The organism is Sphaerisporangium corydalis (assembly GCF_025506355.1).
GTDB classification, from domain to species: Bacteria; Actinomycetota; Actinomycetes; order Streptosporangiales; family Streptosporangiaceae; genus Sphaerisporangium; species Sphaerisporangium corydalis.
Genome location: NZ_JANZYP010000014.1, coordinates 1 through 24,310, shown reverse-complemented (window position 1 = coordinate 24,310; position 24,310 = coordinate 1). Strand labels below are relative to the sequence as shown.

Annotated in this window: 22 protein-coding genes; 6 read left to right on the top strand and 16 right to left on the bottom strand. The window is 74.1% G+C overall.

All coding sequences use genetic code 11. From position 1 onward, the window contains the following. Positions 1 to 7: 7 nt before the first annotated feature. The 9 genes from alc to uraD all read right to left on the bottom strand — a co-directional run bounded on the left by alc (position 8) and on the right by uraD (position 8,558). On the bottom strand, positions 8 to 982 hold the full coding sequence (gene alc, locus NYZ98_RS12560) for an allantoicase (RefSeq protein ID WP_262842832.1): 975 nt from the start codon (positions 980 to 982) through the stop codon (positions 8 to 10). A gap of 92 nt (positions 983 to 1,074) precedes the next feature. After that, complete coding sequence (allB, locus tag NYZ98_RS12555; RefSeq protein ID WP_262842831.1) at positions 1,075 to 2,352, bottom strand: allantoinase AllB; 1,278 nt, start codon at positions 2,350 to 2,352, stop codon at positions 1,075 to 1,077. A 338-nt stretch (positions 2,353 to 2,690) separates the two neighbouring features. Next, positions 2,691 to 3,824, bottom strand: coding sequence for a glycerate kinase (locus NYZ98_RS12550; protein ID WP_262842830.1), 1,134 nt, complete (start codon positions 3,822 to 3,824; stop codon positions 2,691 to 2,693). Positions 3,825 to 3,956: 132 nt separating this feature from the next. Continuing rightward, complete coding sequence (locus NYZ98_RS12545; RefSeq protein ID WP_262842829.1) at positions 3,957 to 5,342, bottom strand: 8-oxoguanine deaminase; 1,386 nt, start codon at positions 5,340 to 5,342, stop codon at positions 3,957 to 3,959. A 79-nt stretch (positions 5,343 to 5,421) separates the two neighbouring features. Further along, positions 5,422 to 5,895 carry a (2Fe-2S)-binding protein gene (locus tag NYZ98_RS12540; RefSeq protein ID WP_262842828.1) on the bottom strand — a complete coding sequence of 158 codons (474 nt, stop codon included), beginning with the start codon at positions 5,893 to 5,895 and terminating at the stop codon, positions 5,422 to 5,424. Further along, positions 5,886 to 6,761 carry an FAD binding domain-containing protein gene (locus NYZ98_RS12535; RefSeq protein WP_262842827.1) on the bottom strand — a complete coding sequence of 292 codons (876 nt, stop codon included), beginning with the start codon at positions 6,759 to 6,761 and terminating at the stop codon, positions 5,886 to 5,888. The genes NYZ98_RS12540 and NYZ98_RS12535 overlap by 10 nt, the downstream gene beginning before the upstream one ends. Positions 6,762 to 6,773: 12 nt before the next feature. Beyond that, positions 6,774 to 7,646, bottom strand: a complete 873-nt coding sequence (gene pucL, locus NYZ98_RS12530) for a factor-independent urate hydroxylase (protein WP_262842826.1) — start codon at positions 7,644 to 7,646, stop codon at positions 6,774 to 6,776. A 2-nt stretch (positions 7,647 to 7,648) separates the two neighbouring features. Then, positions 7,649 to 7,972: a hydroxyisourate hydrolase gene (uraH, locus tag NYZ98_RS12525; protein WP_262842825.1), complete on the bottom strand. Its 324-nt coding sequence runs from the start codon at positions 7,970 to 7,972 to the stop codon at positions 7,649 to 7,651. A 49-nt stretch (positions 7,973 to 8,021) separates the two neighbouring features. Next, positions 8,022 to 8,558, bottom strand: a complete 537-nt coding sequence (uraD, locus tag NYZ98_RS12520; protein WP_262842824.1) for a 2-oxo-4-hydroxy-4-carboxy-5-ureidoimidazoline decarboxylase — start codon at positions 8,556 to 8,558, stop codon at positions 8,022 to 8,024. 256 nt (positions 8,559 to 8,814) lie between these two features. Here uraD and NYZ98_RS12515 point away from each other — a divergent pair, with 256 nt between their 5' ends. Then, entirely contained in the window at positions 8,815 to 9,657 is an 843-nt protein-coding gene (locus NYZ98_RS12515) for a deoxyribonuclease IV (protein WP_262842823.1), read from the top strand. Between the two features lie 436 nt (positions 9,658 to 10,093). Here NYZ98_RS12515 and NYZ98_RS12510 read toward each other — a convergent pair whose 3' ends face one another. The 3 genes from NYZ98_RS12510 to NYZ98_RS12500 form a co-directional block, all read right to left on the bottom strand. Then, on the bottom strand, positions 10,094 to 11,002 hold the full coding sequence (locus NYZ98_RS12510; protein ID WP_316249560.1) for a LytTR family transcriptional regulator DNA-binding domain-containing protein: 909 nt from the start codon (positions 11,000 to 11,002) through the stop codon (positions 10,094 to 10,096). Between the two features lie 73 nt (positions 11,003 to 11,075). Further along, a complete protein-coding gene (locus tag NYZ98_RS12505; protein ID WP_262842822.1) occupies positions 11,076 to 12,263 on the bottom strand; it encodes a histidine kinase in 1,188 nt (395 codons plus the stop codon). A gap of 44 nt (positions 12,264 to 12,307) precedes the next feature. Continuing rightward, entirely contained in the window at positions 12,308 to 12,916 is a 609-nt protein-coding gene (locus tag NYZ98_RS12500) for a molybdopterin-dependent oxidoreductase (protein WP_262842821.1), read from the bottom strand. 295 nt (positions 12,917 to 13,211) lie between these two features. On the opposite strand from NYZ98_RS12500, the gene aroF reads away from it, so the two are divergent. Next, a complete protein-coding gene (aroF, locus tag NYZ98_RS12495) occupies positions 13,212 to 14,249 on the top strand; it encodes a 3-deoxy-7-phosphoheptulonate synthase (RefSeq protein ID WP_262842820.1) in 1,038 nt (345 codons plus the stop codon). A 189-nt stretch (positions 14,250 to 14,438) separates the two neighbouring features. Further along, the gene (locus NYZ98_RS12490) at positions 14,439 to 15,182 is read left to right on the top strand and encodes an N-acetyltransferase (protein WP_262842819.1); all 744 of its coding nucleotides are present in this window, start codon (positions 14,439 to 14,441) and stop codon (positions 15,180 to 15,182) included. A 53-nt stretch (positions 15,183 to 15,235) separates the two neighbouring features. Here NYZ98_RS12490 and thiI read toward each other — a convergent pair whose 3' ends face one another. From thiI to NYZ98_RS12475, 3 genes are all read right to left on the bottom strand, one after another. After that, the gene (gene thiI, locus NYZ98_RS12485) at positions 15,236 to 16,447 is read right to left on the bottom strand and encodes a tRNA uracil 4-sulfurtransferase ThiI (RefSeq protein WP_262842818.1); all 1,212 of its coding nucleotides are present in this window, start codon (positions 16,445 to 16,447) and stop codon (positions 15,236 to 15,238) included. Between the two features lie 276 nt (positions 16,448 to 16,723). Continuing rightward, on the bottom strand, positions 16,724 to 17,749 hold the full coding sequence (locus NYZ98_RS12480; protein WP_262842817.1) for a 6-phosphofructokinase: 1,026 nt from the start codon (positions 17,747 to 17,749) through the stop codon (positions 16,724 to 16,726). Positions 17,750 to 17,983: 234 nt separating this feature from the next. Beyond that, positions 17,984 to 18,997: a lactonase family protein gene (locus tag NYZ98_RS12475; RefSeq protein WP_262842816.1), complete on the bottom strand. Its 1,014-nt coding sequence runs from the start codon at positions 18,995 to 18,997 to the stop codon at positions 17,984 to 17,986. Between the two features lie 164 nt (positions 18,998 to 19,161). Between NYZ98_RS12475 and NYZ98_RS12470 the strand changes: the two genes are divergently transcribed. Together NYZ98_RS12470 and NYZ98_RS12465 are read left to right on the top strand one after the other, a co-directional pair. Continuing rightward, entirely contained in the window at positions 19,162 to 20,073 is a 912-nt protein-coding gene (locus tag NYZ98_RS12470; RefSeq protein ID WP_262842814.1) for a bifunctional helix-turn-helix transcriptional regulator/GNAT family N-acetyltransferase, read from the top strand. Between the two features lie 160 nt (positions 20,074 to 20,233). Then, positions 20,234 to 23,395, top strand: coding sequence for a KAP family NTPase (locus NYZ98_RS12465; RefSeq protein ID WP_262842813.1), 3,162 nt, complete (start codon positions 20,234 to 20,236; stop codon positions 23,393 to 23,395). A gap of 15 nt (positions 23,396 to 23,410) precedes the next feature. On the opposite strand, the gene NYZ98_RS12460 is transcribed toward NYZ98_RS12465, so the two are convergent. Further along, on the bottom strand, positions 23,411 to 23,878 hold the full coding sequence (locus NYZ98_RS12460) for a Dps family protein (protein WP_262842811.1): 468 nt from the start codon (positions 23,876 to 23,878) through the stop codon (positions 23,411 to 23,413). 115 nt (positions 23,879 to 23,993) lie between these two features. Between NYZ98_RS12460 and NYZ98_RS12455 the strand changes: the two genes are divergently transcribed. Then, positions 23,994 to 24,310, top strand: a 317-nt coding sequence (locus NYZ98_RS12455) for a helix-turn-helix domain-containing protein (protein WP_262842810.1), incomplete at its 3' end; no start/stop codon positions are given.

Here is a 24,310-nt window from a genome sequence, read left to right as displayed (position 1 = left end):
CCGCCCGTCAGGGGGTGCGCGGGCTGCCGAGCAGGCGCAGGCGGCCCATGCCGCCGTCGGGGTGGATGTCGAGGCGCACGTGCGTCGTCACGCGGTCGCCGGGCAGGCGGAACGCGTGGCGGGTGTCCGGTTGCAGCCGGGTGCGGGGCAGCAGCTCGAACCATTCGGCGCCCTCCGCCGGGTGCCCGTCCGGCAGGAACGTGCCCGACAGCGCGGCGGCGCCCGGGGCGTTGTACAGCAGGTTGCTGGTGTCCAGCTCCGCGACGCGCACGACGCCGGGGACGGCCAGCCGCACGGTCATCCAGTCGTGGCCGCCGTCGCGGCGGCGGGCCGTCTCCCAGCCCTCCGCCTGGTGGCGGGGCAGGCCGGGGGCGATGGCGTTCGCCGGCGAGGAGTAGAACTCGTCCGAGCAGCCGGTGACCACGGCCCCGTTCTCCAGCGCGGCGAGGTCCAGGGTCATGCCCTCGTACAGCGCGAGGTCGGCGACGACCTCGCCGTGGACGCGCAGCCGCGCCACACCGCCGTCGGGGAAGATGCTGAGCCGCACGTGGGTGTACCGGCGGGGGTCGGCGACGGTGAACTCGTGGGCGGCGTCCCCGCCGAGCGGGCTCCTCGGCACGATCTCCGCCCAGGCGGCGTCCTGGAGTTCGGCCGGCGAGGGGTGGCCGGCGACCGCGCACGCCTCCACGGACGCGAACGGCGGGTAGTTGCCGGTGAACCAGGCGGTGTCGACCACCACGCCCCGGATGACCCCGGGCATGCCGAGCCGGACGATCGCCCAGTCGTGGCCGGGCTCGCGGCGCCGCCGGGTCTCCCAGCCGTCGTACACCTGGCCGCGGGCGCCGAAGGTGGCCGGCTGGAACGCGGGCGCGCCGGGGCGGATCAGGGCCTGCCGCTCGGCGAAGGACTCGTCGCTGGCCGCCACGACCGACCCGCCGTACGAGCGCAGGGCCAGGTCCGGCAGGCGGGTCACGTCACTCACCGGCGCTCCCTGAGGGCGCGTGTGGCGGGCGGGCGGTGGCGGCTGGTACCTCGATCAAAGCGGCGCTCCAAAGGCTGCGGGCGGGTGGTGGGTCAGAGCAGAAGGCCGGACGGCGGGACGTCGTCGGTCACGGCGCGCCCGCGCGACCAGGTGGCGCGCACCACTCCCGTCAGCGTACGGCCGTGGTAGGGGCTGACCGGGTTGCGGTGGCGCAGTTCGGCGACGTCCACGGTGAACTCGGCGGTGTCGTCGAACGCGACCAGGTCGGCGTCCCGGCCCACGGCGATGGCGCCCTTGGCGGTCAGGCCGGCCAGCTCGGCCGTGCGTCCCGACATCCAGCCGGTGACCCGGGCCAGGTCGTGCCCGCGCGCGCGGGCCTCGGTCCAGACGGCGGGCAGGCCGATCTGCAGCGAGGAGATCCCGCCCCAGGCGGCGGCGAAGTCGGGCACCTTCAGGTCGGGGGTCGAGGGCGAGTGGTCGGAGACGACGCAGCTCAGCACGCCCGCCGCGAGGCCGTCCCACAGCTCGTCGCGGTTGCCGCCGTCCCTGATCGGCGGGCAGCACTTGAACTCCGGGCCGCGCACCTGCTCGGCGGTCAGGGTGAGGTAGTGGGGGCAGGTCTCGGCGGTGATCCGCACCCCGTCCCGCTGGGCGGCGGCCAGCGGTTCGAGGCAGGAGGCGGAGGAGACGTGCAGGATGTGGACGCGGGCCCCGGTCTCGCGGGCGGCGGCGATGACGCGCTCGACGGCCCGGCGTTCGGACGACCCGGGGCGCGAGTCGAGGAATTCCGGATATGTCGGGCCGAGGGGGTCGGTGAGCAGGGACGGGTCCTCGGCGTGCACCACCATGAGCCCGTCGAAGGAGGCCACCTCGCGCAGGGCCGTACGCAGGCCCTCCTCGTCGAGCGGGGGGAACTCGTCCACGCCGGACGGGGACAGGAAGCACTTGAACCCGTACACGCCGGCCTCGTGCAGCGGGCGCAGGTCCGCGGCGTTCCCCGGGATCGCGCCGCCCCAGAAGCCCACGTCGACGGCGCACTTCCCGGCCGCGGCGGCCCGCTTGACGGCGAGCGCCGCCACGTCGACCGTCGGCGGGAGCGAGTTCAGCGGCATGTCGATGATCGTCGTGACACCGCCGGCCGCCGCCGCCCTGGTCGCGGTGGCGAACCCCTCCCATTCGGTGCGGCCGGGCTCGTTGACGTGGACGTGGGTGTCCACCAGCCCGGGAAGCAGGCACACCTCCCCGAGGTCGGCCCGCTCGGCCGCCGGTGCCGGGTCGTCGTAGGGCAGCAACGCCGCGATCACCCCACCCCGCACCCCCACCGCCAACGCCCGCTCCCCTTCCCCCACCACCACCCGCCGCGACCGCACCACCAAATCGAACCCCCCGGCACCCGGTTCCCGGGTCACCCAGGACCCCGCGCCGGCGGGCGAACTCTCACCAGACCTCAAAACGCCTCCATGGGTCACATTTCACTCGATTGCCACCCGGCCACCGCACAAGGCGCCGAATTCACCGACCTCCTTCCCTCCGCACCGGCGCCCGAAGAACAACCACAAGAACAAGGCGGAGGGAGCGGGGGTGGGGGTGGGGACGTCGGACGTCCAGCGATGGTCGGTGGGTGGGGGGTGGGGACCCCGGACGTCCAGGGATGGTCGGTGGATGGGAGCTGGGGGTTGGGGGTGGGACGTCGGACGTGCGGGGACGGTCAGTGGGTGGGGGGGAGCCATTGGGTGGCGAGGGTGGTGGTGAGGCGTTGGAGGAGGGGGCCGGCGTCGGCCATGCAGCGGCGCAGGTCGTGTTCGATGTCGGTGAGGGCGAAGGCGGCCTCGATGCCGGCGGCCTGGAGCTGCTCGCCCGTGAGCGCCCGGCGCCCGCACACCGCGACCACGGGCACCCCGGCGCGCCCGGCGGCGGACGCGACCCCGGCCGGGGCCTTGCCGCGCAGGGTCTGGCCGTCGAGCGAACCCTCCCCCGTGATCACGAGCCGGGCCCCGGAGAGCCGCGCGGAGAAGCCGAGCAGGTCCAGCAGGAGACCGATGCCGGGCTCGACCCCGGCGCCGAGGAAGGCCATCGCCGCGAACCCGACCCCGCCCGCCGCCCCGGCCCCCGGCGCGTCGCGGACGCGGACGCCGAGTTCCCGCTCGGCGACGTCCGCCCAGCGGGCCAGGCCCTCTTCCAGCAGGGGCACCTCGCCGGGCCCGGCCCCCTTCTGCGGGCCGTACACCGCCGCCGCGCCGTCCGGGCCGAGCAGCGGGTTGTCCACGTCGCTCGCGACGACGAACGTGGTACCGGCGGGCCGGGCGAACCCCGACAGGTCCAGGGCCCGCACGCCGGTCAGGGCCCCGCCGCCGGGCGGCAGCTCCCGCCCGCGCGTGTCGAGGAGGCGGACGCCGAGGGCGCGCATCATGCCGGACCCGCCGTCGGTGCACGCGCTGCCGCCGAGGCCGAGCACCACCCGGCGGGGGCGGTGGCGCAGGGCGGCGGCGATCAGGTCCCCGGCGCCGTGGCTGGTGGCCGTCAGGGGCGCGAGCCGCCCGCCGGGGAGCCGGTGCAGGCCCGACGCCTCGGCCAGTTCGACCACCGCGACCCCGTCACGCAGGGCGTACGAGGCGGTGACCGGCTCTCCGGTGGGGCCGGAGGCGACGGCCTCGGCGCGCTCGAACCCGCAGGCCACGGCGGCGTCCACCGTGCCGTCCCCGCCGTCGGCGACCGGCATGGTCACGACGGCGACGTCCGGCCGCACCTCCCGCAGCCCGGCCGCCACCCGCCCGGCGACCTCGACCGCGCTCAGCGACCCTTTGAACTTGTCCGGCGCCACCAGCACATGCCCGGCCGTCACCACTCACCCTCCGGCCACGCGGCACGACCGGCAGGGGAGGCCGGCATCGGAGCGGGATCCCGGGTCAACGGACGACCTCCAGCCGCGCGGCACGACCTGCGGCGGACGGGGGCATTGGGGTGGGTTCCGGGGTCAATGGTGGACCTCCTGGGTGACGGTGTGGCCTCGGGCGGCGGCCAGGGTGAGGAGGCGGTGGTGGGCGTCGGCGCCGGCGCGGCCGGCGGCGTCGTGCGGGACGGTGCGCAGCTCGCCGTCCTCCACCACGGTCCTGCCGCCCACGATGACGCGGGCCACCGGCGGCGTCGCGCCGAAGACCAGCGCGCACACCGGGTCCTCCACCGCCGAGGCGAACCCGTCGACCCGCCACAGGACCAGGTCGGCGAGCTTCCCGGGCTCCAGGGAGCCGATCTCGTCCTCCCGGCCGAGGCACCGGGCGCCGCCCAGGGTGCCGATCTCCAGCGCCTGCCGGGCGGTGAGCGCCGCCGGTCCGTACCTCGCCCGCTGGAACAGCAGCGCCTGCCGCATCTCCCCCGCCAGGGGGGTCAGCTCGCTCGACGCGCTGCCGTCCACGCCGAGGCCGACGACCGCGCCGGCGCGCAGCATCTCCGACACCCGGGCGATGCCCGCGCCGAGCCGCCCGTTGGAGCTCGGGCAGTGGGCCGAGCCGGTCCCGGTGTCGGCGAACCGCCGGATGTCACGGTCGTGGAGGTGGACGGCGTGCGCCACCCAGACGTCGGGGCCGAGCCAGCCGAGCTTCTCCATGTAGTCGACCGGGGTGCAGCCCATCTGCTCGCGGCAGTGCTCCTCCTCGTCGAGGGTCTCGCACAGGTGGGTGTGGAGGCGCACGCCCTTGTCGCGGGCCAGCGCCGCCGCCTCGGTCATCAGCTCGGCGCTGACCGAGAACGGCGAGCACGGGGCGACGGCGACTCTGAGCATGGACCCGGGCGAGGGGTCGTGGTAGGTGTCGATCGCCTCGGCGGTGGCGGCGAGGATGCGGTCCAGCCCTTCGACGACCTCGTCGGGCGGCAGCCCGCCCTGGGACGCGCCCCGGTCCATGGAGCCCCGGCAGGGGTGGAACCGCAGCCCGAGGTCCCTGGCGGCCTCGATCTCGGCGGCGAACAGGTCGCCGCGGCCCTTGGGGAAGATGTAGTGGTGGTCGGTGGTGGTGGTGCAGCCCGACAGGGCGAGCCAGCCGAGCCCGGCGGTCGCGGCGCCCTTGACGACCTCGGCGTCCATGGCGGCCCACACCTGGTACAGGGCGGTGAGCCACTCGAACAGGGTGGCGTCCTGGGCCACGCCCTGGGAGGCCCACTGGTACAGGTGGTGGTGGGTGTTGACCAGTCCGGGGGTGGCCAGGCAGCCGGTGCCGTCGACCCGCGCGGCGCCGGGCGTCTCCGGGGCCTGGCCGGCGCCCAGGGCGGCGATCCGGTCGCCGTCGAGGTGGATCCACCCACGGCCGATCTCCGGGCCCACGACGGGCGCGATGGCCACGTTCTCGATCAGCGTGCCGCCGGTCATCGCGCTCCCGCCCCGTGAATCCCCCGGCGACCGCCGCCCGTCATCGTGTCTCCGGTTCTGCCGTTCAGGGTCCGGCCGGTCACCGTGCCGCCGCCTTTCTGGCGGCGGCGAGGCGTACGGCGTCGAGGATCTTCTCGTAGCCGGTGCAGCGGCACAGGTTGCCCGCGAGGGCCTCGCGGATCTCCGCGTCGCCGGGCTCGGGCACCCGTTCGATCAGGTCGTGCGCCTGCACGATCAGGCCCGGCGTGCAGAACCCGCACTGCACGGCCCCGCACTCGACGAAGGCCTCCTGGACCGGGTCGAGCCGGTCACCGTCGGACAGCCCCTCGATGGTGCGCACCTGGCATCCCTCGGCCTGCCCGGCGGCCACCAGGCACGCGCACACCGGCAGGCCGTCGAGGTACACCGTGCAGGACCCGCATTCGCCCTGCTCGCAGGCGTTCTTGGACCCGGGGAGGCCGACCCGCTCCCGCAGGACGTACAGCAGGCTCTCCCCCTCCCACACCCCGTCGACCGCCTCCGGCCTGCCGTTGACGGTGAAGTTCACGCGCATGGCGCCACCCTCTCCCGGTAGTCGTTCCACGCCCAGGTCAGCGTGCGGCGGGCCATCACCGCGATCGCGTGGCGCCGGTAGGCGGCCGTGCCCCGCACGTCGTCGATCGGCGAGGCGGCCTCGGCGGCCAGCTCGCCGAACCGTTTCACCAGCGCCGGGGCCAGGGCGGCCGTACCGCCCCAGTCGAGCTCGCCGGCGAGCCACTCCTCGGCGGCGGGCGCGCGGCGCGGGGTCGGGGCGGCGGAGCCGATGCCGGTGCCCACCCGGTGCTCCCCGGGGTGCAGCGCGATCGCGAAGGAGCACACGGCGATGACCATGGCGTTGCGGGTGCCGACCTTGGAGAAGTACTGGGGGCCGGTGGCCGGGCTCATCCAGAAGGCGCGGATCAGCTCGTCGGGCGCCAGCGCGCTGCGTTTCACGCCCAGGTAGAACTCGGTGGCCGGGATGAGCCGGATGCCCCGGGCGGCGGACTCGACCTCGATGACGGCGTCGCCGGCGAGCAGGGGCGGGTGGCTGTCGCCCGCAGGGGAGGCGGCGCCGAGGTTGCCGCCGACCGAGCCCCGGTTGCGGATCTGCGGCGACCCGACCGTGCGGGACGCCTGCGCCAAGCCGGGCAGCTCCTCGCCCAGCTCGGCGATCACCCGCGCGTACGGGACCCCGGCGCCGACGCGGAGCCGGCCGTCGGGCAGCGGCTCCCAGCCGCGGAGCTCGGCGACCTGGTTCAGGTCCAGCAGGGCCACGGGACGGCGCACGTCGAAGTTGATCTCCACCATCACGTCGGTGCCGCCCTGGATGGGCACCGCGTCCGGGGTGCCGGCCTTGGCGGCCAGCGCCTCCGCCCAGGTGGCGGGTCGCAGGAATTCCATCGGTCCTCCCCGTCAGTCCCAGGCCGGGCCGGCGTCCGGCGCGTCGTCGTTGAGCACGGTGCCCTCGATCAGCCCGTACGGGCGGTCGGCGGCGAAGTACACCTCGTTGTCGTTGTCGAGCCCGAAAGGCGAGAGGTCGACGAGGAAGTGGTGCTTGTTCGGGAGCTCCAGCCGTACCTCGCAGATCTCCTCGCGCTCGGCGAGCACCCGGGCGCCCATGGCGAAGAGGGTCTGCTGCAGGGACAGGCTGTGGGTCCCCGCGAACGCCTCCAGCAGGCATCGCCGCACTTCATCATACGATTTCCCGAAATCGGGCTGTGCCTGACCGGCGGCCGGCACGTGCCGCCAGCGGGCGGTCACGGCGGTGGCGAGGACGCGGTCGGTGGCCGGCGGGAGCGTCGTGTACTCGTCCTGGACGAAGCCGTGGAACTCCGAGCCCGTCGAGTTCAGGACCACCAGGTCGCGCAGGCCCGACACCACCGTGGAGGTGCCGTCCCGGTCGTGGTGGACGGCGCACGTGCGGGTCTCGGTGCCCGAGCGGGCGAAGGAGTGCGGGCCCCGCCGCTCCCAGGAGTACTCCTCCACCACGACCCGGGCGTGGTGGATGGTGGGCTGGGACTCCACGAAGTGCCGGGCGAGCAGCAGGGCGAACTCCTCGATCTGCCCGATCCCGTACTTCTTGGCGAAGGCGTAGACGGTGTTCTTCTGCGAGTCGGTCGGCAGGACGGCGGCGTTGCTCCCGCTCCGGTGCACGTCCTCCATCGCGCCGGACAGGGAGACGCCGACGTTGCAGTCCTTCAGGTGGTGGACCTCGCCGTCGCGGGTGACCCGGACGACGCGGGTCTCGGCCTTGCCGTAGCGGTTGGGCCCGAGGACCACGGTCATCGCTAGCTCCCTCGGTAGGTCGAGTAGGCGAACGGGCTGATCAGCAGCGGCACGTGGTAGTGCGCGGCCGGGTCGTCCACGACGAAGGTGACGGCGACCTCGGGGTAGAACGACGTGCGGCCCGACCTGGCGAAGTAGGCGCCGGTCTCGAAGACCAGGCGGTGCACGCCCTTGCCCGGCTCCCCGGCGGGCAGCCAGTCGCGCAGCCGGCCGTCGTGGTCGGTCACTCCCCTGCCGACCAGGCGGTCGGCCTGGTGCAGGCTGACGGCCACGCCCTCGGCGGGCCTGCCGTTGCTGGAGTCCAGCACGTGGGTGGACAGGCTCACGTCTCTCCCTCTCCGCGGTCGACGGCGGCGGGCGGGCGCGCCGGGAAGGTCATGCGCTCTCCTCGTCCCTCGCCAGGAGCTTAGCCACCCGGAGCTCGGTGATCTTGGCGAGCTCCTCCCTGACCACGGCCCGCTCGGTCTCCTCGTCGGCGCGCAGGCGGGCCATCAGCCGGTCGAGCATCTCCTCGGCCGAAAGGCCGGTGGCGCAGACCAGGTAGACGTGGCCGAACCGCTGCTCGTAGAGCGCGTTGCCGGCGGCCAGCTCGGCGAGCACCCGCCGGTCGGCGCCGGCGGTGCCGGACTGCTCGGCGCGGGACCAGGACGCCTCCCGGCCCGTCCCGGCCGCGCGGGCGCCGATGCGCGGGTGGGCGGCGAGCGCCTCCCGCACGTCGTCCCAGCCCAGCTCGCGGACCAGGTCACCGGCCGAGGCGACCAGCCGCGCGGGGTCGTCGCAGGGCAGCAGGGCGGCGGCCCCTCGGGCGAACGCGGGCGAGGCGCAGCAGCTCAGCAGCTCCCGCTCGGCCTCGGCGGGGCCGAGCGCGTTGAGGCCGGCGAGACCGGCGGAGCCGGGTGTGACGTCGGGCATGCAGCAAGTAGACAGGGACGGGCGGTCGCGGTCCAGCGGCGGGAGCTCCCAAGTGCCCCGGCGCGCCGCCACGGCTTTTGTATCTTGCTCCAACACCCGCGGGGGCGGACGGGACGCTTGTGGCATCCATGCGCCTCCCGAAGGCCGGTGGCCGTGGGGTCCGGGCGGCTCACGCGGGCCGGTGGCGGTGGGATCCGGGCGGCTCACGCGGGTGGGAGCGGCGGCATCCGGGCGGCTCCCGTAGGCTGGGGGCACCATGACCGTAACCTCTCTCATCGGCGGGCACGCGCTGGTCACGGGCGGTCTGGCCACGGGGGGCCTGCGCTACGCGGCCGAGATCGAAGCCGAGATGATCCAGGTCTTCGTGACCAATCCCCGTGGCTGGGCGCTCGCGGCCGGCAAGCCCGCGGAGGACGCCGCGCTGCGCGACTCCGGCGTCCCCGTGTACATCCACACGCCCTATCTGGTGAACATGGGCTCCCCGAGCGCCGACACCCTGGAGAAGTCCGTCGAGATGATCCGGCACTCGCTGCGGCGGGGCGTGGAGACGGGCGCGCTGGGCGTCGTCGTGCACACCGGGTCCGCCGTGACCCAGCCGCGCGACGACGCGATGCGCCAGCTCCACGAGCACCTGCTGCCGCTGCTGGAGGAGATCCCCGAGGACGGGCCCGACCTGCTGCTGGAGCCGATGGCCGGCCAGCAGCGGATGCTCTGCGCCACCGTGCAGGACATCGGCCCCTACCTGGAGGCGCTGGAGTTCCACCCCCGGGCGAACATCTGCCTGGACACCTGCCACGCCTTCGCCGCCGGGCACGACATCGCCCCCGAGGGCGGGATGGGGATCATGCTCGACGCGCTGCACGCGGTGGCGCCGGGCCGGCTGCGGCTCCTGCACGCCAACGACTCCAAGGACCCCTGCGGGTCCACGCGGGACCGCCACGAGAACATCGGGGCCGGGCTCATCGGCGCGCGGGCGTTCGGCGAGCTCATGCGCCACCCGGTCGCGGCGGGGGTCCCGCTGTGCATCGAGACCCCGGGCAAGGCCGACCGGCACCGCGAGGACATCCTGCTCCTCAAGAAACTCCGCGACGAGGACTGATCCCGTCCTGGCGAGGCGCCCGCGTGGGAATCGCGACCAGTATGGCGGGATATCCGGAGATCAGACTGGTGCGGGGGTGTCCGTGCGGGTCGGGACGGTGTGGTGGGGTGTTCGCTCGGTGATCCGGACGCCCCCCTTGAGACCGGATCACCGCGGGCCTGCCGGCCTGCGGGCGAACACCCCACCCCGCCGAGGCCGGCCGGGCCCTACCCCCCGGTAAGGGCCCGGCGACCTGGGACGACCTCCCCGCGGGCGCGTGGGCGCACCCGCCGGGCGGTCGTCATCGGGTCCGCGTAGCCAAGGTCTGCCCGGCCTTCCGGCCGGTCGTCCCCCCCGGTCACGCAGTGTGGCTCTTCGACGGGCACGACATTACGGCGGGTCATCGGGGTCGCGGGGGTGCTTGGCGGCCCGCTCGGCGAACGGTCAGTAGCCAGCGTCATACGGAACGTGATGGTGCGACGAGCGGCGCCTCACCGCCGACCGGCGGTAGGCCGGGGGCTCGCGCGGGCCCGTCGGCGGCGGGCGGGCCGCCCGAGGGCCGCACGGGCACCTCGGAGGCGGGAGAACCGCCTGGGGGCCGCGCGGGGACGTCGGGGGCGGGTGGCAGGCCGCCGCGGAACTGGCGGACGAGTTGCTCGCGCACGCGGCGGGTGTGGCGGCGGCTGACCGGCAGGGTGGTCGCGCCGACGCGGAGCACGATGCGGCCCTCGTCGAAGCGCATCTCGGTGACGTGCCGCGCCGACACCAGAGTGCTGCGGTGGATGCGGATGAACCCGGAGGTGGCCCAGCGGCGCTCCAGGGCGGCCAGCGACATCCGGACCAGGTGGGTGCCCTCGGGGGTGTGCAGGCGCACGTAGTCGCCGCGGGCCTCGGCGTAGGTGACCGTGTGCTGGGGGACGAAGCTGGTGCGCCCGCTCAGCTCGACCGGGATGACGTCGTCCATCGCCGCCTCGGCCGCCGAGGGGCCGAAGGTGGCCGCCTCCAGGCGCCGCACCGCCTCGGCGACCCGTTCGGGCCGCAGCGGTTTGAGCAGGTAGTCCACGGCCTCCAGCTCGAACGCCTGCACCGCGCGGTCGTCGTGCGCGGTGACGAACACCAGTTTGGGCGGGATCGGGAAGGCGCCGACCAGCCTGGCCAGGTCGAGCCCGTTGAGGCCGGGCATGCGGATGTCCAGGAACACGCCGTCGAGCCGTTCCCCGGCGCCGACCATCGCGACCATGTCCCGCAGCGCGGCGACCCCGTCCGAGGCCGCCAGCACCTGCTCGACGCGGCCGTCCTGCCGGAGGAGGTAGGCCAGCTCCGACAGCGCGTGCACTTCATCGTCGACCGCAAAGACACGGAGCATGATGTCCACGCTGCCGCCCGGAGCGCCCCCCGGGCAAGACCCGGCCCGGCATCATGTAATCGGGTGACTCCGTTTAGCCATGACTTGGCCGGATTTTCGGTACGCGCATGCGGACCGTGGTTCCCTCCCCCGGCGCGGTGTCGATGACCAGGCCGTACTCCTGGCCGTAGATCTGCCGCAGCCGGACGTCGACGTTGGCCAGGCCGATGCCGCCGCTCTCGCCGCTCGGCGGCCGGCCGTTGAGCATCTCCCGCACCCGGGCGGGGTCCATGCCGGCCCCGTCGTCCTCGACGGTGATGTGCACCTCGTTGCCGAGGTCGCGGACCACGACGCTCACCTCGCCCGAGCCGCCGCCGCGCCGGATGCCGTGGGTGATCGCGTTCTCGACCAGGGGCTGCAGGCACAGGAACGGCACGGGGACCGGCAGCACCTCCCTGACGACGTCCACGACGTAGCGCAGCTTGTCGCCGAACCGGGCCCGTTCGAGCAGCAGGTAGCGGTCGACGCAGGTCAGCTCGTCCGACAGGGTGGTGAGGTCGCCCGCGCGGCGCAGGGCGTGCCGCGCGAAGTCGGCGAAGTCCAGCAGCAGCTCGCGGGCCCGGTCGGGGTCGGTCCGGGTGAAGGAGGCGATCGTGGCCAGCGAGTTGCAGACGAAGTGCGGGGAGATCTGCGCCCGCAGGGCCCGCGTCTCGGCCTCCAGCGCCCGCCGCCGGGTGGCGTCCAGCTCGGCCAGCTCGAGCTGCCCGGAGGCCCACTGCCCGACCTCGGTGGCGGCCCGGACGAGCGCCGCGCTGACCTGGGCGTCGTAGGCGGCCAGGGCGCCGATGACCCGCCCGTCCACGGTCAGGGGCACCACGACGGCGCTGCGGATGGCGCAGTCCTCGGCCTCGCAGAACAGCTCGTCGCCGGCGACCAGGTGGGGCCGCCCGCCCGCCAGCACGCCGTGGACGTGACCGAGGAGGTCGCGGACGTGCGCGTCGCCCGTGGACTCCCAGGCGCCGTCCCAGGCGAGCACCTGGTCGGTGGAGGTCACCGCGAGCGCGGCCGTCCCGAGCAGGGCGCGCAGGTGGCGGGCGGCCCTGCGCGCGGAGTCGCGGGCCAGCCCGCCGCGCAGGTAGGGGGCGGCCATGGCGGCGAGGTGCAGGGTGGCGAACGTGGGGTTGCCCGCGGGGTCGCATCGCCTCGGCCCGCGGCGCCGGCCCACGGTGTACCCCGCGAGGCCGCTCAGAAGGCATAACAGTGCCCACCCGGTAAGGAGCATGCGGGCAACCGTAATAGGTGACGTAACGTGATCGTGGGCGAACTCTACGGAGGGCCGTCTCCGGGATCCTCCTGATAGGCGTACCGCTGTTCCCGCCACGGATCGCCCAGGTTGTGGTAGCCGCGGTCCTCCCAGAAGCCCCGCCGGTCGTCCAGCAGGTATTCCACGGCCCGCACCCACTTCACGCTCTTCCACGCGTACAGGTGGGGGACCACGATGCGGACGGGGAACCCCCGCTCGGCCGTCAGCGGACGCTCGTCCAGCTCCAGGGCGAAGATCGTGGAGTCGCGCTCGAAGTCGGCCAGGCGCAGGTTGGCGCTGTAGCCGTACTCCCCCCACACCATGACGTGGCCGACGCCGGGCGCGGGAGGCGCGGCGCGCATCAGGGTCCCGGCCGAGACGCCGCCCCACTCCTTGCCCATGATCGAGAACTTGGTGACGCAGTGGAAGTCGGCGACGACGGTCGTGCGCGGCAGGGCGGAGAACTCCGGCCAGGTGAGGCGGGCCTCCTGCCCGGAGGCGGTCGCGCCGAACACCGAGAGGTTCCACTTTTCCGGCCGGAAGGTGGGAACCCGGCCATAGTGGACGACCGGATGGCCGCGCGGAACGTGCTGCCCTGGGGGCAGCCGATCTTCCTCCGTCGGATCCGGCACGCGGCAATCCTGCCATCGCCCGCCCGGCCGCCCGCCATCGGCACCCGGTCTCACCGGCGTGGCGCGGCGGCCGTGCGCTAGACTGCGGACCATGCGCATGGCGATCGAGTTTTGGTATGGCGACGGACCCGCGGAGCGGACCGTTCGCCGTCAGATGCTGCGCTGACCGGCAAACGTCGACGAAGGCCCCGGGTCCCAACGGACCCGGGGCCTTTTTCGTTGTCCGGCCGCCCCACCCGCCCACGCACCTCGTTCACGAAGGGCTCACCGGAGCCCGGCAAGAAGGGACATCACCATGGTCATCGTCATGACTCCCGAGGCCACGCAGCAGGACGTCGACGCCGTCGTCGACCTCGTGGCCACGGCGGGCGGCGACGCGTTCGTCAGCCGTGGCGTCAACCGCACGATCATCGGCCTCGTCGGGGACATCGCGCAGTTCGGCACCCTGAACATCGGGAGCCTGCCGGGCGTGGCCGACGTCATCCGCGTCTCGACCCCGTACAAGCTGGTGAGCAGGGAGAACCATCCCGAGAGATCGACGGTGCGGGTGGGGGGTGTGCCGATCGGGCCGGACACCGTCACCCTGATCGCCGGGCCGTGCGCGGTGGAGACGCCCGAGCAGACGCTGGGGGCGGCGCGCATGGCCATCGCCGCCGGCGCGACATTGCTGCGCGGCGGCGCCTTCAAGCCCCGGACCTCGCCGTACGCGTTCCAGGGGCTCGGCGAGGCCGGGCTGCGGATCCTCGCCGAGGTGCGCGAGGAGACCGGCCTGCCGATCGTCACCGAGGTCGTGGACGCCCGTGAGGTGGACCTGGTGGCCTCGTACGCCGACATGCTGCAGGTCGGCACGCGAAACATGCAGAACTTCGCGCTGCTGCGGGCCGTCGGGGCGGCGGGCAGGCCGGTCATGCTGAAGCGCGGCATGAACGCCACGATCGAGGAGTGGCTGATGGCGGCCGAGTACATCGCGCAGCGCGGCAACCTGGACATCGTGCTGTGCGAGCGGGGCATCCGCACGTTCGAGACCGCGACCCGAAACACCCTGGACATCTCGGCGGTGCCGGTGGTCCAGCGGCTGTCGCACCTGCCGGTCATCGTCGACCCCTCGCACTCGGGCGGCCACCGCGACCTGGTGCTCCCGCTGACCCGGTCGGCCATCGCCGCGGGGGCCGACGGGGTGATCATCGACGTGCACCCGCATCCCGAGCAGGCGCTCTGCGACGGCCCGCAGGCCCTGGTGGACGGCGATCTCGGCGAGCTGGCCCGCGTCATGCGCGACTTCCCGCCCCTTCTCGACCGCGTCGCCGCGACGGCGCTCGTCCCGGTGCCGTAGCGCCACCGGGCACCCGCCCGCGCCGACGGGAAGGGGGACGCCCCTTCCCGGGAGCGCGGGCGCCGGCCCGGCCGCCTCACGCGTCGGCGGGGTCCCGGCGGCGGACGACCGGCGACTGGCGATGGGCGATGGGCGATGGGCGGTGGCTGATCTGTTGACGAGAGCGCCGGTACTGACGACGATCCGGGCATGGATCTGCACATCACCACGCTCGCCGAGCGGCCCGACCTGGCCGCCGGGTTGTGGACCATGGCCGACAGCTGGCCGGTCTTCATGAAGGAGGACCTCACCGCAAACCTGCACTACCCGGTCGCGGCCGAGGAGTTCGCCGAGTACACGCTGGTCGCCGTGGACCTCGACGAGCCCGGCGAACTGGTGGCGCGCGCCCTGTGCGTGCCGTTCCTGCTCGGCGAGGAGGAACTGCCCGACAACGGCTGGGACGGCGCCCTGTGGCGCGCCCTGCGCACCCGCAGGCGCGGCCAGACCCCCGACACGGTCTCGGCCCTGGAGATCACGCTCCGGCCGGACAAGCAGGGCAAGGGGCTGTCGGGCGTCATGCTCAAGGCCCTGCGCGACCAGGTCGCCCGGCTGGGCTTCGACCGCCTGGTCGCCCCGGTGCGCCCGAACGGCAAGCATCTGCGGCCGTGGACGCCCATGACCGAGTACGCGGCGCTGCGCCGGGAGGACGGCCTGCCCGAAGACCCCTGGCTGCGCGTGCACGCCCGCGCCGGCGGGGTGATCACGAAGGTGGCGCCGCGGTCGATGGTGGTGGCGGGCACGCTCGTCGAGTGGCGCGGCTGGACCGGCCTGCCGTTCGACACCTCGGGGCCGACCGTGGTGCCGGACGCGCTGGTTCCCGTCCACTGCGACGTCGAGCAGGACCACGCGGTGTACGTCGAACCCAACGTGTGGGTGGTCCACTCCCTGCGCTGACCGGGCCGCCGGGCCCCGGGCCCGGCGCGTGGCCCGCCCCCGCGCCGCCCGCGTCAGTCCGTGATCTTGTACTCCTGGATGGAGCCGGCGAGCTGGACGGCGAGCTCCTCGGCGTCCAGGCGCTTCTCGATCTGCCGCAGGTCGGCGATCCTGGCCTGGGTCTCGACCCGGCGCGGGGTGAGCAGGGTGCAGCAGTCCTCGTCGGGCAGCTCGGAGATCTGGAGCGTGCCGATGCGGCGGGCGTCGGCGATGATCTCGCTCTTGTCCATGCCGATGAGCGGCCGCAGGATCGGCATGGACACCGCGTCGTCCAGCGCCGTGATGTTCTGCAGCGTCTGCGAGGAGACCTGGCCGAGCGAGTCGCCGGTGATCAGGACGCGGCGCCGCAGACGGTAGGCGACCTCCTCGGCGGTCTTGAGCATCAGGCGGCGCTGGGCGACCACCTGGAGCCGGTCGGCGCCGGAGGCCTTCAGCGACTGCTGGGCCTTGCCGAACGGCACCACGAACAGCCGCGCGTTCCCCTGGAACCGGCCGAGGGCGCGGACGAGCGCGTACGCCTTGTAGATGGACTCCGAGGTCGTGAACGGGATGCCGGAGAAGTGCAGGAAGTCGAGCTGGAGGCCGCGACGCAGCATGCGGTAGGCGGCGACCGGCGAGTCGATGCCGCCCGACATCAGCACCAGGCCGCGCCCGCTGGTGCCCACCGGCAGGCCGCCCTGGCCGGGCATCCCGTCGATGAAGACGAACACCTCGTCCCTGTCGACCTCGATGCTGACCGTCAGCTCGGGGTTCTTCAGGCGCACCGGCAGGCCGTACTTGTCGTTGATGGCGCCGCCGACCACGCGGTCGAGCTCGTTGGAGCGCAGGGGGAACCGCTTGTCGCGGCGGCGGGAGCGCACGGCGAACGTGGCCTTCCGCTCCACCTCGGGGCGGTCGGCGACCAGTTCCAGCGCCGCGGCGGTGACGGCGTCGGGGTCCTTGGCGACCCGCCAGGCGCGGTGGATCCACACCAGGCCGATCACGTCGGTGAGGCGAAGGGCGATGGCGTCGGCGGTCTCCACGCCGGTGCCCTCGGGGAGCAGGATCGCGATGACCCCGTGCCGCTGCCGGACGTCGACCTTGACGCCGAGGCTCTTCAGCGCGAACTTGATGTTCATCTGCAGTTGTCGTTCGAAGAGCTCGCGGTTCTTGCCCTTGAGGACGACCTCCCCCAGTTTGAGCAGCACGCACGGCTCGCCCAGAGCGGAGGGGGGCACGTCGGACATGGGATCGCCTCCGGAGCGATGGTGAGAGATCAGGCGGACGCCGCGCCGGGCGGATGGGAGTTCCCCCAGGCGGCACCATTCAATTTATCCCGGATGACGGGCCGCCGGACCCCCTGACGCCCGGGGGCCCGCCACGCCGGCCCCCGCGACCCGTTCCGGCGCTCGGCCGGATCTACGACCTCATGTCCGTTTCTCACCGCCGGAATCCGGATGCGATGGCAAGCGGGCGCCGTGCCCCCGGCCGAGGCGCCGGGGGCCGTGGTGGCGCGGGGACGATCAGCCGAAGAAGACCTCGGCCTCCTGGTAGCGCGACGGCGGCACGGTCTTGAGCTCGGAGGTCGCCGCGTCGAGGCCGACCCTGACGATGTCGGTGCCGCGCAGCGCGACCATCTTGCCGAAGTCGCCCTCGTGGGCGGCGTCGATGGCCTGCAGGCCGAAGCGGGTCGCGAGGACCCGGTCGAACGCGCTCGGGGTGCCGCCGCGCTGGACGTGGCCGAGCACGGTCGTGCGGGCCTCCTTGCCCGTGCGCTTCTCGATCTCGTGGGCCAGCAGCTCGCCGATGCCGCCGAGGCGGACGTGGCCGAAGGAGTCGAGCTCGCCGGCCTGGAGCGCCATCTGGCCCTCGACCGGGTGCGCGCCCTCGGCGACCACGATGATGGGCGAGTAGCGGATCTTGAAGCGGCTCTCGACGTACTCGCAGACCTTGTCGATGTCGAACGGCTTCTCGGGGATCAGGATGACGTTGGCGCCGCCGGCCATGCCGGCGTGCAGCGCGATCCAGCCGGCGTGGCGGCCCATGACCTCGCAGATCAGGGCGCGGTGGTGGGACTCGGCCGTGGTGTGCAGGCGGTCGATCGCCTCGGTGGCGATGTTGACGGCCGTGTCGAAGCCGAAGGTGTAGTCGGTGGCGTTGAGGTCGTTGTCGATCGTCTTGGGGACGCCGATCACGTTGACGCCGAGGTCGTAGAGCTGCTTGGCGACCCCGAGGGTGTCCTCGCCGCCGATCGCGATCAGCGCGTCGACGTCGCCGTCCGCGAGGTTCTTCTTGATGCGGTCGACGCCGCCGTCGATCTTGATGGGGTTGGTCCGCGAGGAGCCGAGGATCGTCCCGCCGCGCGGGAGGATGCCCCGGACGGTCTGGATCTCCAGCGGCATCGTGTCGCCCTCGAGCGGGCCGCGCCACCCGTCGCGGAACCCCACGAACTCGTGGCCGTAGGTGCTCACGCCCTTGCGGACGACGGCGCGGATCACCGCGTTGAGACCGGGGCAGTCTCCGCCCCCTGTGAGTACTCCGATACGCATGGCGGGTTCCTCCCGATGGGATACACAGTCAGACTATGTCGAGCTCCGCGACCGCCGGGATGCCTTCACGCGTCCCGGGCACGGCCACCGACCAAGGCATTGTGCCGCAGCCGCCAACATTGGTCTAGACCAAGTGGTGAGAGCGTCTCATTACCCCCGCGAAGGTACATCCCCCGCGGGGTCCCCGGTGCCAGAGCCGCCTCGTACGCCGTACGACCTGGGCACCCGGCCGGGTCAGGCGGGTGCGACGAGCACGCACGAGGGGCTGCCGACCTGGAAGGCCTCCCCCGTCGGCTCGGGGACCCCGTCGCGCAGCAGGAGCGTGACGACGGTGTCGGAGCGCTGGTTGGCCACATACATGTGCTCGCCCGCCAGGGCGAAGTGCCGGGGCCACAGGCCGCCGCAGCCCACCTCGGCCACCGGGACCAGCCCGGCGCCGGCGCCGGCCTCGACGGCGAAGACCGCGATGGTGTCGGGGCCCCGGTTGGCCACGTACAGGTGGCGGCCGTCGGCGGAGAGCTCGATGTGGGAGACGAGGTTCGGGCCGGCGGACCCGCTGGCCCGGACCCGGCCGAGCTCGCGCCACTCGGCGTCCAGGACGGTGACCATGCCGTCCAGCTCGCCGGCGACGTACCAGCGGTCCTCGTCGCGGACCATGTGGCGGGGGCCGCTGCCCGGCGTCAGCCGGACGGGGCCCTCGGGGTGGAGCTCCGGCTCGGCGGCGAGCAGGTGGCGGCGGATCTCGTCGGTGCCGAGGTCGGAGACGTGCAGCACCCGGCCGGGGCCGAACACGGCCTGGTGGGCGTGCGGCTCGGCCTGCCGCGCGGGGTCGGGGCCGTGGCCCTGGTGGGGGAACAGCCGGGGGCGGCCGTCGAACAGGCCGGAGCTGCCGAGCCGGTACACCGCCACCGTGCCGTCGCCGTAGTTGGCGACCGCCAGCCACTTCCCGGCCGGGTCGACGGCGAGGTGGCAGGGGTAGGAGCCCCCGCTGGACCCGTCGGCGAGCAGGCCGGGGCCGTCGGGGTCGGCGGAGTAGGCGGCCACGCCGCCCTCCTCCCGCTCCAGCACCGCGTACAGCACGGGCAGCCGGGGATGCAGGGCGAGGAAGGACGGGCCGGGGGCGGTGGTCTCGGCCAGGGCCTTGAGCACCCCGCCCTCCTCCCGCCGTACCACCGTCAGCCCGGCGCCCGAGCCCCCGGTGCCGGGGGTGTATCCGCCGATGTAGAGGACGTCGTACCCCGTTGTCATGTGATCGACAATAGCGCCCGGTACCAGCCTGGGGCCCGGCGGATGGCCGCGTGGTGCCCGCGTCCCGCCGGGGACCTTCGCGGCCTCCCTGGATCGGTCGCGGTCTGGATCTTCGGGTCGCATTATGTTTGACTGAGGCAACGAATCAGTTGATTGGAGCAACGATGGACGAGCTGGTCGCCGGGGTTCGCGCGTTCAACCGCTTCTACACGCGCGTCATCGGCGTGCTCGGCGCCGAGATGCTCGACACCTCGTACTCCCTCACCGAGGCCAGGGTGCTGTTCGAGCTGGACCGGCGGGGGTCGATGGAGGCCGGCGAGCTGCGGCGGATGCTCGGCCTGGACGCCGGGTACCTCAGCCGGATGCTCGCCCGCTTCGAGACCGGCGGGCTGGTCACGCGGGAGCGCTCGGCCGCCGACGCCCGGCGGCAGATCGTCCTGCTCAGCGAGGCCGGACATGCGGTGTTCCGCACCCTGGACGCGGCCTCGGCCGCCGCGGTGCGCGAGCTGCTGGCCCCGCTCGGCCAGGAGGACCGGCGGCGCCTCATCTCGGCCATGACCACGATCCAGGGCGTACTCGGCGGGCCGCCGCGCCCGGAACCGTACGTCATCCGCCCGCCCCGCCCCGGCGACCTCGGCTGGGTGGTGCACCGGCACGGCACGCTGTACGCCGAGGAGCAGGGCTGGGACGAGACCTTCGAGGCGATGACCGCCCGCATCGCGGCGGACTACGCCGAGGACCACGACCCCAAGCGCGAGACCGGCTGGATCGCCGAGGTGGACGGCGAGCCGGTGGGCTCGGTGTTCTGCGTCAGGAGGGACGACCGCACCGCCCAGCTCCGGCTGCTGCTGGTCGAGCCGGGCACGCGGGGCATGGGCATCGGCGGCCGGCTGGTCGAGGAGTGCCTCGCGTTCGCCAGAAGGTCCGGCTACGAGCGGATCATGCTCATGACCATCGCGGCGCTCGCCGGGGCGCGGCGCATCTACGAACGGGCCGGATTCCGGCTCGACGAGGAACACACCGCCCCCGCCTACGGCACCGAGGTCACCTTCCAAACCTGGTCCCGCGACCTCTGACCGCAGGCGGGCGTGCGGAGGGGGCAAAGTTCGGGTAAAGCGGCGGTCGTGGCCGTTCGCACCGCCGCCGGGGGCGGGGCGGGCTCTGGGAGCATCGGGCGAGCGCCGTACCGCGCGGCCCGGGGCCGCCGGGCCCGCGGCCGGCCACGGGAGCCCGCCGATGACCTCGATGATCGTTTCCGCGCCGCCCGCCCCGGTGATCCGGACGCGCAGGGCGCTGGTCTTCCTCGACCGCGACGGCAGGCAGGCGGCGGGCGGGGCCGACCGCAGGCTCGTCCACGCCCTCGCCGCGCGCGGGTACGCCGTGGAGACCGCCGAGTGCGACGCGGGCGACCACCGGCTCGTCGGCGCCTTCCTGGACGCCGTCGAACCGGGCGACCTGCTGCTGGTCCGGTGGTCCACCGAGTCCGGGTGGGGACGGCGCGAGTTCGGCGCGCTGATGGCCGAGTTCGCCCGCAGGGTCGAGCGGTCGGACGGCGCCGCGCTGGTGCTGGTCGTCGACTTCGGCTGGCTGGTCACCGCCGGGCCAGGACGGGCCCACGAGACCGTGAGCCGCCTGCGGGTCAGGGGCGAGCCGGTGGCCGCGGCCGCCGCGCTCACCACCAGCGCCACCGTCCCCGGTGAACGGCCGGTGCGCGCCGCGTCCCTCACCGCGATCCTCGCCGAGGGCATCCTGTCGGGCGAGGCCGACCTCGACCGCGACGGCACCGTGTCGGTGGGCGACCTGCACCGGTACGCCGAGGAGCGCTGCGCGGAGCTCGGCGACGACCGGCGGCCGTGCCTGCTCACCTACGGGGAGGGCGAGCTGATCGGGGTCGCGTCGGCGCGGGCCTCGGCGCCCGACCTCGGCGCCGCGTTCGGGCCGGCCCTGGCCCGGCTGGCCGTCGCCGGGGACGCCGTGCCCGCGGTGTCGGCCGCCGAGCTGGTGAGCAGGATCTACGACGTCCACCTCGGCGAGGACGCCCGGGAGCTGCTGCGCCGCGCCGCGCTGCTGGCCGAGGACGAGCCGCTCACGCCCGAGCTGGCCGCGCTGCTGTGCGAGGGCACCCCGTCCGGCGCGGCGCTCGGGGAGCTGGCGGAGTGGGGGCTGCTCGGCCGGAACACGCCGTTCGCCGACCCCGCGGTCCGGCGCGCGGTCGCCGGGCGGCTGGAGCCCGAGGAACTGGCCCAGGTGTCCGCCATGCTGCGGCTCCGGCGCGCCGCCCGCCGGGCCGTACGCCCCCGGGCCCGGCTGACCGGCGACCGGTGGACGATCGACGACCGGCTCGGCCACCGCGTGTACGCCGAGGCCATCGCGGCGTTCGTCCGCCATCCCGACACGCGCCCGCCGCTGACGATCGGCGTCAAGGGGCCGTGGGGGGCGGGCAAGACCTCGCTGATGCGCATGGTCCAGGACCTGCTCGACCCCGGCGCCGCCAGCGACCGTCCCGCCGGAATCCACCTGAACCGGGCCCCCGGGCGGGGCACCGCCCCGGACGCGGCCGCCCGTGCCTGGCCACGCGGACCGGACGGGGTGACCAACGCCGAGGTCCTCCCGCGGACCGGCGGCCCGGACGCCGCAGACCGGGGCTGGCCGCCGCACCGGCGGCGCGGACCTGGCGGGGTGACCAATGCCGAGGTCCTGGCGCGGGTCGGCGCGCCGAGGGACGGTGGTGTGGAGCACGCGGTCCCCGGGGAGTTGCCGCTGCGGCCCGCCGACTGGCGGCCGACCGTGTGGTTCAACCCGTGGATGTACCAGAGCGGGGAGCAGGTCTGGGCGGGCCTCGCTCACGAGATCATCAGCCAGGTCACCTGCCGGCTGCCCCGGGGCGAGCGGGAGCGCTTCTGGCTGACGCTCAACCTGTCGCGGATCGACCGCGACGCGGTGCGCCGCCGCGCCTACCGGCTGGCCGCCACCCGGCTGCTGCCGGTGGCCCTGGCGCTGGGCGCGACCGCGCTGTCCACCGTCGCGGCCCTGGCCGCCTCGGTCCTGGTGCCCGCCTTCGGCCCGGCCCTGCGCGGCACGGCGGCCGCCGTCGGGTCGGGGGGCACGCTGGTCGTGCTGGTCGCGGCGGCGGTGCGGCTGACGCGTTTCCTCAGCGAGTCGGCCGACGCCACGTTCCGCAGGCTGGTCCGCCAGCCCGACCTGCTCGGACCGGTGCCCGAATCGGCGGGCGAGCTGGTACCCGACCCCGGCTACCGGTCCAGGACCGGGTTCCTGCACCTGGTGCAGACCGACATGCGCCGGGTGCTCGACATGGTGGCGAGCGCGGAACGGCCCCTGGTGGTGTTCGTGGACGACCTGGACAGGTGCTCGCCGGGCACGGTCGCGCAGGTCATCGAGGCCGTGAACCTGTTCCTGGCCGGCGAGTTCCCCAACTGCGTCTTCGTGCTGGCGATGGAGCCTGAGGTGGTGGCCGCGCACGTCGAGGTGGCCTACCGCGACCTCGCCGGCTCGCTGCCGGCCGGCGCGGAGGAGCGGTCGGGCCTCGGATGGCGGTTCCTGGAGAAGATCGTGCAGCTTCCGCTCAGCGTGCCGGCGCCGGACGACGGGGCGCGGGTCGCCGCCTACCTGCGCACCCTGCTGGGCGTACCGGCGGAGCCGTACGGCGCGGGCGGCGGCGAGCGCGGCGAGGGGGCCGGAGCGGGCGGGCCGTCCGGCACCGCGCGGCCCGATCCGGAGCTGGTCGACCGCATCGAGACGGCCATCAGGAGGCTCGGCCCGACGGCCCGCGACCTGGACGCGGCGGCCCGGCAGGCCCAGGACGCCCTCGGCCCCGGACCTTACCGGGGGCGAGAGCCGACCGCCCCGGACGCCCCCGGCCGAGGCCCACGGTGGGAGCCGGGCGGCCTGGACGACGCCATCGGCGGGCTTTCGGCGGCGGCGCGGCTCGCGGCGGATCGCGTCCACGACGACCTGTACAGCGACCAGAAGGCGTACACCGCCATCGAGCGGGCGCTGCCCGCGCTGACGCCGAGCAACCCGCGCGAGCTCAAGCGGTACGTCAACGTGTTCAGGTTCTACTCCTTCGTCACCTACCGGCGGGCGCTCGCGGGCGCGCCGGGGGCCTCGGACGAGGAGGTGGCCAAGCTGGCGGTGCTCACGGTCCGCTGGCCGCACCTGCTGTCCCTGCTCGCCCGGGACTCGGGCGGGCCGGTGCTCGACCGGCTGGAACGCGCGGCGCCCGCCTCAGGGCCGGACGAGTGGCCCCGGGTCCTGGCCGAGGTGGGCCTGCCGCCGGGCGCCGCGGAAGGGGCGGCAGGGACGGGCCGCTGGGACGCGTTGCGCGCCCTGCTGGCCGCCGGCCCCCCGATCGCCCACCTCGCCCGCGATCTCCTTTGAGAACGCGCCGGTGCGTCAGCGCTGGGCCTGGATCATCCAGTGCTGCTTCTCCAGGTCCTGGGTGATCTCGATCAGCAGGTCCTGCGAGACCGGGTCGGCCTCCTCGGTGGCGGCGATGCGCTCGCGCATGCGCGTGACCAGGCCGCCGAGGATGTCGGTGAACGCGGCGACGACCTTGCCGTCGTCGATGTACCCCGCCTGGAGCTGGTCGAGCCGGGTGTCACGCCCCACGGTCGCGGCCCGCCCGTCGGGGTTCACCCCGAGGGCCACGGCGCGCTCGGCGACGTCGTCGGCGCGCAGGCGCCCGATCGACACGATCTCGTCGAGCTGGAGGTGCAGCGACCGGAAGTTGCGCCCGATCAGGTTCCAGTGGGCCTGCTTGCCCACGAGCGAGAGGTCGAGCAGGTCGATGAGCGCCCCCTGCAGGGCCTCACCGGTGATCTTCTGGTTGTCGGCCGACAGTGAGCTGGTGATCTGCGCCATGAATGATCTCCCCCTCAGGAGTCGTGAAATGGCCATTTGTCGTCATAGAAGCCTTAACCGGTCCCGGCCGCGCTAAACGTTGACACTGTAATGATTACAGTGTCACTATGAGCCCATGAGCGACTCCTGGACGATCGGCGAGCTGGTGGAGCGGGCGGCGGCCACGCTGAGCCCCACCTCCCAGCGATCCAACGGCCGGGTCCGTGACGTGCCCAACGAGCGCCTCGTCCGGTGGTACACGACGATCGGCCTGCTCGACCCGCCCCTGACCCGCCGGGGCCGGGTCGCCCTGTACGGCAGGCGCCACCTGCTGCAGATCGTCGCGATCAAGCGCCGCCAGGCCGAGGGCGGCTCCATCGCCGGCATCCAGGCCGAACTGGCCGGCGCGACGGACACCACCCTGGAGACCATCGCCCGCATCCCCACCCCGCC

Bases quoted from the DNA above. Each gene is read 5' to 3' on its own strand.
- NYZ98_RS12490 (WP_262842819.1), top strand. From the start codon at position 14,439: ATGGATCTGCACATCACCACGCTCGCCGAGCGGCCCGACCTGGCCGCC.
- uraD (WP_262842824.1), bottom strand. From the start codon at position 8,558: ATGCCCGACGTCACACCCGGCTCCGCCGGTCTCGCCGGCCTCAACGCG.
- NYZ98_RS12535 (WP_262842827.1), bottom strand. From the start codon at position 6,761: ATGGAATTCCTGCGACCCGCCACCTGGGCGGAGGCGCTGGCCGCCAAG.
- NYZ98_RS12470 (WP_262842814.1), top strand. From the start codon at position 19,162: ATGGACGAGCTGGTCGCCGGGGTTCGCGCGTTCAACCGCTTCTACACG.
- thiI (WP_262842818.1), bottom strand. From the start codon at position 16,447: ATGTCCGACGTGCCCCCCTCCGCTCTGGGCGAGCCGTGCGTGCTGCTC.
- NYZ98_RS12515 (WP_262842823.1), top strand. From the start codon at position 8,815: ATGACCGTAACCTCTCTCATCGGCGGGCACGCGCTGGTCACGGGCGGT.
- NYZ98_RS12545 (WP_262842829.1), bottom strand. From the start codon at position 5,342: ATGACCGGCGGCACGCTGATCGAGAACGTGGCCATCGCGCCCGTCGTG.
- aroF (WP_262842820.1), top strand. From the start codon at position 13,212: ATGGTCATCGTCATGACTCCCGAGGCCACGCAGCAGGACGTCGACGCC.
- NYZ98_RS12465 (WP_262842813.1), top strand. From the start codon at position 20,234: ATGACCTCGATGATCGTTTCCGCGCCGCCCGCCCCGGTGATCCGGACG.
- pucL (WP_262842826.1), bottom strand. From the start codon at position 7,646: ATGACCGTGGTCCTCGGGCCCAACCGCTACGGCAAGGCCGAGACCCGC.
- NYZ98_RS12510 (WP_316249560.1), bottom strand. From the start codon at position 11,002: ATGCTCCGTGTCTTTGCGGTCGACGATGAAGTGCACGCGCTGTCGGAG.
- NYZ98_RS12460 (WP_262842811.1), bottom strand. From the start codon at position 23,878: ATGGCGCAGATCACCAGCTCACTGTCGGCCGACAACCAGAAGATCACC.
- NYZ98_RS12505 (WP_262842822.1), bottom strand. From the start codon at position 12,263: ATGCTCCTTACCGGGTGGGCACTGTTATGCCTTCTGAGCGGCCTCGCG.
- NYZ98_RS12475 (WP_262842816.1), bottom strand. From the start codon at position 18,997: ATGACAACGGGGTACGACGTCCTCTACATCGGCGGATACACCCCCGGC.
- NYZ98_RS12480 (WP_262842817.1), bottom strand. From the start codon at position 17,749: ATGCGTATCGGAGTACTCACAGGGGGCGGAGACTGCCCCGGTCTCAAC.
- NYZ98_RS12540 (WP_262842828.1), bottom strand. From the start codon at position 5,895: ATGCGCGTGAACTTCACCGTCAACGGCAGGCCGGAGGCGGTCGACGGG.